Here is an 8075-nt window from a genome sequence, read left to right on the forward strand (position 1 = left end):
TGTCCCCTCGAATCGAGGTCGGGTTCGATCGAGGTCAGTTCGCGGTGAGCACCAGGCCCGAGGTCGGGACGCCGGTGCCGGCGGTCACCACGATGTTCTCCAGGCCCTGGACCTGGTTGACCGAGGTGCCGCGGATCTGGCGCACGCCCTCGGCGATGCCGTTCATGCCGTGGATGTAGGCCTCGCCGAGCTGGCCGCCGTGGGTGTTCAGCGGCAGCCGGCCGCCGATCTCGATGGCACCGTCGGCGATGAAGTCCTTGGCCTCACCGCGACCACAGAAGCCCAGCTCCTCGAGCTGCATCAGCACGAACGGGGTGAAGTGGTCGTAGAGGATGCCCGCCTGCATGTCCTCCGGACGCAGACCGGACTGCGCCCACAGCTGGTCGCCGACCAGGCCCATCTCCGGCAGACCCGTCATGCCGTCGCGGTAGTAGCTGGTCATGACGTACTGGTCCGCACCCGAACCCTGCGCGGCGCCCGCGATCAGGGCGGGCTTGTTGGGCAGATCCTTGGCCCGCTCCGCCGAGGTGATGACGATGGCCACGCCGCCGTCGGTCTCCTGGCAGCAGTCCAGCAGGTGCAGCGGCTCGGCGATGTAGCGCGAGGCCTGGTGCTCCTCGAGGGTGATCGGCTTGCCGTAGAAGTGGGCCGCCGGGTTCACCGCCGCGTGCTTGCGGTCGGCCACCGCGATGCGGCCGAAATCCTCACTGCGCGCGCCGTACACGTGCATGTAGCGGCGGGCCACCATGGCCACCTGCGCGGCCGGGGTGCCCAGGCCGTGGGTGTAGGAGAAGCCGTTGTCCACGCCCGAGGAGCTCGGGTTGCCGGTCGCCAGGTGCGTGGCGAACTGGCCGAAGCGGTTTCCGGAGCGCTCGTTGAACGCTCGGTACGCCACGACGACATCCGCGATCCCGGTCGCCACCGCCATGGCGGCGTGCTGCACGGTCGCGGCGGCCGCGCCACCGCCGAACGGGATGTTGGAGAAGAACTTCAGGGACGGGATACCGGTGGCGCGCGCGACGGCGGCCTGGGTATTGGTGTCCATGGTGAAGGTCGTCAGGCCGTCCACGTCGGCGGGGGTGAGACCCGCGTCGGCGAGAGCGGCGGTGACCGCCTCGGCGGCCAGACGCAGTTCACTGCGGCCGGAGTCCTTGGAGAAGTCGGTCGCGCCGATGCCGACGATCGCGGCTTCGCGGCTCAGCCCGCGCCCACCCGTCGCCCCACCGCCACCCCCAACAGAATCGCTGCGCGATGCGGTCATTGGTTGGCCTCCTGCAGGGAGATAACGGCTTTCGCCGTGATGTGGTCGCCGAGCGAATCCTTGCCGACCACGTCGATGGTGACGGTCGAGCCCTCGACGGCCGAGACGGTGCCGGACAGGGTGAGGGTGTCACCCGCGTACAGCGGCACGCCCAGGCGCAGCGACAGCGACTTGACGCGGGCCGTCGGCCCCGCCCAGTCGGTGACGAACCGCTGCACCAGACCGGTGTCGGTGAGGATATTGACGAAGATGTCCTTGGAGCCGCGCGCCAGCGCCTTGTCGCGGTCGTGGTGCACGTCCTGGAAGTCGCGGGTGGCCAGCGCCGTCGACACGATGAACGTGGTGTCGGCGTGGATCACCAACTCCGGCAACGTGGTTCCGACCTGGACGGCCGACAGTTCGACGGGCCCGCCCGTCGCCCCACCGCCACCCCTGATGGAATCGCTCCGCGATGCTGTCGTCATTGCACGGCCTTCCAGTAGGGCACGGTGTTGTCGTCGTCGAGCTTCAGGAACGCGGCCTCGACCGGCATGCCGACCTCGACGTCGGCCGGGTCGACCCCGGTCAGCTCGCCGAGCATGCGCACGCCCTCCTCCAGCTCGACCAGGGCGACCACGTACGGCAGCTGCCGTCCGGGCACCCGGGGCGCGTGGTGCACCACGAAGCTGAAGACGGTGCCGCGGCCCGAGGCCACCACGTAGTCGGTGGGCTCCGAGTGGTGCTTCCACAGCGCGGGCACGGGCGGGTGCTGCAGGGTGCCGTCGGGCCGCTGCTGGATGCGCAGCTCCCCGGCCTTGACGCCCTCCCAGTAGAACTCGGTGTCCTTGGAGACGGTCGGCCGCACCCGCTTGGCGAGATCCTCGGCCGAGACGTCACCGGAAGCCGCGGGGGCCTCGGTCTTTCCGGTTCCGGGCGCGAACTTCAGCATCCGGAACTTCATCTCGGTGACCAGTTCGTCGCCCACGTACCAGTTGGTGAGGTAGGTGGTGAACCAGCCGTCGCCGAGCCCGGTCTTCTTGGGGCCCACGATGTCACCGATGCTGGAGCGCACCGTCACCTGCTCGCCGAGCTGGAGGTAGCGGTGGTAGACCTGCTCGCAGTTGGTGGCGACCACCGAGGTGAAGCCGGCCGCGTCGAACAGCTCGTTGGTGCGGGTCATCGGGTCGTCGTCGGCGCGGACGCCGCCCAGGCCCAGCATGGTCCACACCTGCGCCATGGCCGGCGGGGCCACGATGCCGGGGTGCCCGGCCGCCTGCGCGGCGGCCTCGTCCACGTAGATCGGGTTGGCGTCGCCCAGGGCCTCGACCCAGTTGTTGATCATCGGCTGGTTGATCGGGTCGCGGCCCGCGCGGGGCGCGGACTCGCCGTCGGCCTTGATCTTCTCCAGGCCGTCGCGGATCTCGTCGGCCGTGAAACTCTTCGTCACGCTCTGCTCCTCTGCGATCTAGCGCGGCACCCGCGGCAGCCGCAGGCCCATCTGGGCGATCAGCTCACGCATGACCTCGTTGACACCGCCACCGAAGGTCACCACCAGGTTCTGCTTGGTGCGACGGTCCAGCCAGACCAGCAGTTCCGCGGTGGCCGGGTCGGCGGGATCACCGAAGCGGCCCACGATCTCCTCGGCCAGGCGGCCGGCTTCCTGCAGCGCCTCGGTGGAGAACACCTTGGTCGCCGAGGCGTCGGCGATCACATCGCGCGGATCGGCGTCGGGGCGTTCCATATTGGAAGCCACCTGCCAGTTCAGCAGTTCGTTGAGCCGGGTCATGGCGTGCAGGCGGCCCAGCGAGCGGCGCACCTCGGCCTGACCGAGCACACCCTGCTTCTGCGCCCACTCGCGCACCCGCTCGTAGAGCTGCTCGATCTTGCCGGACGGGCCGAGGCTGACCCGCTCGTGGTTGAGCTGGGTGGTGATCAGCTTCCAGCCGCCGTCGACCTCGCCGACGACCATGTTCGCGGGGACGCGGACATTGTCGAAGTAGGTGGCGTTGGTGTGGTGCGCGCCGTCGGCGGTGATGATCGGCGTCCAGGAGTAGCCCGGGTCCTTGGTGTCCACGATCAGGATCGTGATGCCCTTGTGCCGGGACTCCACGGTGCCGGTGCGGACGGCCAGCCAGACATAGTCGGCCTCGTGCGCGCCGGTGGTGAAGATCTTCTGGCCGTTGACGATCCAGTCGCCGTCGGCATCGCGCACCGCGGAGGTGCGCAGCGCCGCCAGGTCGGTGCCGGCGTCCGGCTCCGAGTAGCCGATGGCGAAATGCACGTCACCGGTGAGGATTCCGGGCAGGAACTTCTGCTTCTGCTCCTCGGTGCCGAACGACTGCAGCGCCGGGCCCACGGTCAGCAGGGTCACCAGGGGCACGGGCACGTCGGCCCGGACCGCCTCGTTGTAGAAGATCTGCTGTTCCAGCGGACCGAAGCCCTGGCCGCCGTACTCCTTGGGCCAGCCGACGCCGAGCTTGCCGTCGCGGCCCATGCGCTTGACCACCGCGCGGTAGGCGTCACCGTGCCGGTTCACCAGCATCTCGGCCTCCTCTTCGGGAGTCACGAGACCGGTGAAGTACGAGCGCAATTCGTCGCGCAGTCGCCGCTGTTCCGCGGTCAGTTCGATGAACATCTGGCTCCCAAACGGTCCAGCCGGAACGATTCGCCGCCGAGCCAGCGGGCGATGTCCTTGGCCTGTGAGTAGTAGCGGTGCAGCGGGTGGGTGATGTCGACGCCCAGGCCGCCGTGCAGGTGGTGACACTGCTGCATGGCCGCGGGCAGTTCCGAGGCCACCGTGTACGCCAGCACGTCGAGATCGTCGTCGATGCGCTCCACATGTTCGGCGCTCGGATCCTCCTGGGCCAGCGCCCACGCCGCGGAGAGCGCGGCCGCGTGCAGCGTCCGCGAGACCACGTAGACGTCCGCGATCTGCTGGGCGACGGCCTGGAACTCGGCCAGCGCGCGGCCGAACTGCTGACGGGTCCGAACGTGCTCGGCGGTCAGCGCGACGACACCCTCGAGCAGGCCGTCGGCCACCGAACCCAGGCCCGCCAGCGCGTAGCGGTGCAGCTCGGGCAGCCCGCCCGGGAGCAGCTGCTCGGCCGGGATCGCGACGCCGTCGAAGCGGACCGAGAACTCGGGCACGCCATCGGAAGTCGGGCTCGCGATGCGGGTGACACCGGGGGCGTCACCCTCGACCACGGCGATGCCGTTGTCGGTCGGCACCAGGATCCAGCGCGCGGTGTCGGCGTAGGGCACCGCCACCTTCTGACCGGTGACGCGCACGGTCGCGCCGTCGCTCACCGCGGTGGTCTCGGGCTTCTCCGTGAACGGCGCGCCGGTCTCGTGCAGGGCCGCGGTCAGCACCGCGCCCTCGGCCACGGCCGGGAACACCTTCTCCGCCAAGGCATCCGGCAGGCCGATCGCCTTCAGCGGCAGCACCCCGAACGCGAGGGTGGCCAGGGCGGGCACCTGCGCGGCGTCGGTGGCCAGCTCGGTGAGCATGGCCGACACCTCGAGCAGGCCCATATCGTCGCCGCCGAAGCGCTCGGGCAGCGGCACGGCCAGCAGACCGCTCTCCGCGATGATGGGCCAGAGCGCGGCATCACGTGCGCTTTCACGCTCCAGCAAACTTACGACAACCTCGGCGACAGCGTCCTGGCTCTCGTCCCTGGTGAAGTCCAATTCAAGCTCCCGGTTGAGTGTGGGCTAGCTGCTCGACTCGCGAGGCAGCCCGAGAATCCGTTCACCGGCGACGGTCAACAGAATCTGTTCGGTACCGCCAGCAATCGACAAACAGCGTGTGAGCAGGAATTCCTTCACCACAGGGGTTTCCAGAGCGCCCGCGACACCGGACAATTCGACGGCGAACTCGGCCACCGCCTGCCGGTGCCTGACACCGACCAGTTTGCGCACACTGCTCTCCGCGGCGGGGTCCCCGCCGGTCAGCAGTTTCCGGGCCGCACGGGCCTCCAACAATGTTCCCGCAACCGACTCCGCGACGAGTCCGCCGAGCCGATCCGCGACCAGTTCGGCGCCCGGGCCCGAGACGGGCGCGGCGGCGATCAACGCCTCCAGCTCGTCGCCGATTCCCTTGCCGCCCATGGCCACCCGCTCCGCCGACAGCGTCGACCGCGCGATCTTCCAGCCATTGCCGAGCTCGCCGACCAGGCAGTCGTCCGGCACGAAGACGTCGTCGAGGAACACCTCGTTGAAGCGCGCCTCACCGGTGATCTCCACCAGCGGCCGGATGTCCAGCCCCGCGCTCTTCATGTCGACCAGGAAGTAGCTGATGCCCTTGTGCTTCGGCGCGGACGCGTCGGTGCGGGCCAGGCAGATGCCCCAGGTGGCGCGATCGGCCAGCGAGGTCCACACCTTCTGACCGCGCAGCTTCCAGCCGCCCTCGACCCGCTCGGCCACCGTGCGCAGCGCCGCCAGGTCCGAACCGGCGCCCGGCTCGGAGAAGAGCTGGCACCAGATGACTTCGCCGGTCAGCGTCGGCAAGGCGTAGCGCTCGATCTGCTCGGCGGTGCCCCACTGCAGCAGGGTCGGGATCGCCCAGTTGGCGATCGCGATGTCCGGCAGCGTGATCCCGGCCTTGCGGACCTGATCGTCGAGGCGGGTGCGCAGCAGCGGGCCGGCGCCGCGACCGTAGGGCGCGGGCCAGTGCGCGGCGATCAGTCCGGCCTCGGCCAGCGCCAGGCGCTGCTCGGCCTCGGGCAGGGCCGCGATCTTGGCCAGGTCGGCTTCCAGCACGGCCGCCTCGGCGGCGTCCAAACCGCCCGTCTCCCACTCCGATTCGGCCTCGCCGCCCAGGTCGATGCCGACGGTGCGGCGCACGCCCGCCAGGGTGAGCTCGGTGACCCGGGCCCGCCAGCGCGCGGTGCCGCCCAGCAGCTGCCGCAGCGCGGTGGCGCGGCGCAGGTACAGGTGGGCGTCGTGCTCCCAGGTGAAGCCGATGCCGCCCAGGACCTGGATGCAGTCCTTGGCGTTCTCGACCGCGGCGTCAAGGGACATCGACAGCGCGACGGCGGCGGCCAGCGGGAGCTCGGCGCTCCCGGCGTCCGCGGCGGCGGCGGCATCGGCGGCCACCGCGCGAATCTGCTCAACCCGGCACAGCATCCAGGCGCAGATGTGCTTGACGGCCTGGAACTCGCCGATCCGGCGGCCGAACTGCTCGCGCACCTTCGCGTATTCGGTGGCGGTCTCCAGGGCCCAGCCGGCGATGCCCGCCAGCTCGGCGGCGACCAGGGTGGCGGCCAGGTCCAGCACCGAGAAGCCGGGCTCGAACAGCCGGTCCGCGGCCACGGTGACCTCGGCGCAGACCACGCGGGACAGCGGCACGCTCTGGTCGATCGCGTCCAGCGGCTCGACGGTCAGTCCGGCGGCGTCGGCGTCGATCAGCGCCCACAGGTGGCGGTCGCCGTCGCGGACCGGAACCAGCACGGCGGTTCCCGGCGCGGCGCCCGGAACCGAGTCCCACTCACCGGACACCACGGCGCCCGAGGCGCTCGCCGAGATCCCGATTTCGCCCTCGAGCGCGACGCCGCATGGCGTAGTCTCGTCGAGCGCCTCGCCGACGACGAGACCTGCCAGCGCCGTCGCGAGAACCGGTCCGCCGACGAGGTCGTGCGCCGCCTGTTCGATCAGGACGGCCAGGTCCCCGACGGTACCGCCCGCGCCCCCGGCCTCTTCCGGAACCGCGACCCGGAAAACCCCGAGATCGGCCAGGCGCGGCCAGTATTCGTGCCAGAAATCTGGTGCGCCGGAACGCATCGTTGCAATTGGTCGCACTGCCGACGCCCATCCGCGCATCGACTCCTGGACGGCTTTATGCTCGTCAGTGGTGGCTATGGTCACAACCCCTACCTTCTTCCCGGCGTGACTTCCACTCCTAGAACATGTTCTAATGTTCGAGCCGGGCGGAAGTCAAGCGCCGTCCCGACGACGCGGTACGAACTCGTGCCCGGCGCGTGTCTGCCGGGTGAGATGAACCGAACGATTCGTGCGAAAGGACTTTCAACCGATGGCCAGTCCCTCCCGATCGCAGGCCGCCGACGGGGCGCCCGGTGGACGCACCGCGCCCGTCACCACCCTCAGCGAGGAGGATCTGAGCTCGGCGGCCCAGCGCGACCGGCGCAAACGCATCCTCGACGCGACCCTCGCACTCGCCTCCAAGGGCGGCTACGACGCGGTCCAGATGCGGGCCGTCGCCGAACGCGCGGACGTCGCCGTCGGCACGCTCTACCGGTACTTCCCGTCCAAGGTGCACCTGCTGGTGTCCGCCCTGGCCCGGGAGTTCGAGTCCTTCGAAGGCCGCCGCAAGCCGCTGGCCGGGGCCACCCCGCAGGAGCGCATGCACCTGCTGCTCACCCAGGTCACCCGGGCCATGCAGCGCGACCCGCTGCTCACCGAGGCCATGACCCGCGCCTTCATGTTCGCCGACGCGTCCGCGGCCGCCGAGGTCGATCGGGTCGGCAAGGTGATGGACCGGTTCTTCGCCCGCGCCCTGTCCGACGAGATCCCCAGCGACCGCCAGCTCGCCATCGCCCGCGTCATCTCCGATGTGTGGCTGTCGAATCTGGTCGCCTGGCTGACCCGTCGCGCGTCCGCCACGGACGTCACCGAGCGCCTGGAGCTGACCGTCGATCTGCTCATCGGCGGCGACAAGGAGTAGCGAACGCACTACTGCGTTCGCGAAGCGAGACGGGGTGGCCGGTGCGGCGGGCCCGGCCGCCCCGTGGGGTTTTCGGGGTGCGGGGTTTGTTGTACACCGCGGGTGGGGCGGTGTGTACAGCGAGCCACCCCGGGGTGTCTGACAAACCGCGTGTTA

7 protein-coding genes are annotated in these 8075 nt (G+C 70.2%); 1 reads left to right on the forward strand and 6 read right to left on the reverse strand.

Features of this window, described 5'->3' with window-relative positions; all coding sequences use genetic code 11:
• Nucleotides 1–34: 34 nt before the first annotated feature.
• From ACFV4K_RS14230 to ACFV4K_RS14255, 6 genes are read right to left on the reverse strand one after another with little or no spacing between them, the layout of a single operon-like run.
• Entirely contained in the window at nt 35–1261 is a 1227-nt protein-coding gene (locus ACFV4K_RS14230; RefSeq protein ID WP_379274962.1) for a lipid-transfer protein, read from the reverse strand.
• Nucleotides 1258–1725 (reverse strand): MaoC family dehydratase, encoded by a 468-nt coding sequence (locus ACFV4K_RS14235; protein ID WP_379274964.1) that lies wholly within the window; start codon nt 1723–1725, stop codon nt 1258–1260. The genes ACFV4K_RS14230 and ACFV4K_RS14235 overlap by 4 nt, the downstream gene beginning before the upstream one ends.
• Nucleotides 1722–2687 (reverse strand): bifunctional MaoC family dehydratase N-terminal/OB-fold nucleic acid binding domain-containing protein, encoded by a 966-nt coding sequence (locus ACFV4K_RS14240; protein WP_379274966.1) that lies wholly within the window; start codon nt 2685–2687, stop codon nt 1722–1724. Before ACFV4K_RS14240 ends, ACFV4K_RS14235 begins: the two co-directional genes overlap by 4 nt.
• 18 nt (nt 2688–2705) lie before the next feature.
• On the reverse strand, nt 2706–3875 hold the full coding sequence (locus tag ACFV4K_RS14245; protein WP_379274967.1) for an acyl-CoA dehydrogenase family protein: 1170 nt from the start codon (nt 3873–3875) through the stop codon (nt 2706–2708).
• Nucleotides 3860–4927 carry an acyl-CoA dehydrogenase family protein gene (locus tag ACFV4K_RS14250; protein WP_379274968.1) on the reverse strand — a complete coding sequence of 356 codons (1068 nt, stop codon included), beginning with the start codon at nt 4925–4927 and terminating at the stop codon, nt 3860–3862. The genes ACFV4K_RS14245 and ACFV4K_RS14250 overlap by 16 nt, the downstream gene beginning before the upstream one ends.
• 24 nt (nt 4928–4951) lie before the next feature.
• Entirely contained in the window at nt 4952–7102 is a 2151-nt protein-coding gene (locus tag ACFV4K_RS14255) for an acyl-CoA dehydrogenase (RefSeq protein ID WP_379274970.1), read from the reverse strand.
• A gap of 166 nt (nt 7103–7268) precedes the next feature.
• Here ACFV4K_RS14255 and kstR point away from each other — a divergent pair, with 166 nt between their 5' ends.
• The gene (gene kstR / locus ACFV4K_RS14260) at nt 7269–7919 is read left to right on the forward strand and encodes a cholesterol catabolism transcriptional regulator KstR (RefSeq protein ID WP_357087396.1); all 651 of its coding nucleotides are present in this window, start codon (nt 7269–7271) and stop codon (nt 7917–7919) included.
• Nucleotides 7920–8075 lie beyond the last annotated feature (156 nt).

This window comes from Nocardia sp. NPDC059764, from assembly GCF_042732555.1.
GTDB lineage: Bacteria > Actinomycetota > Actinomycetes > Mycobacteriales > Mycobacteriaceae > Nocardia.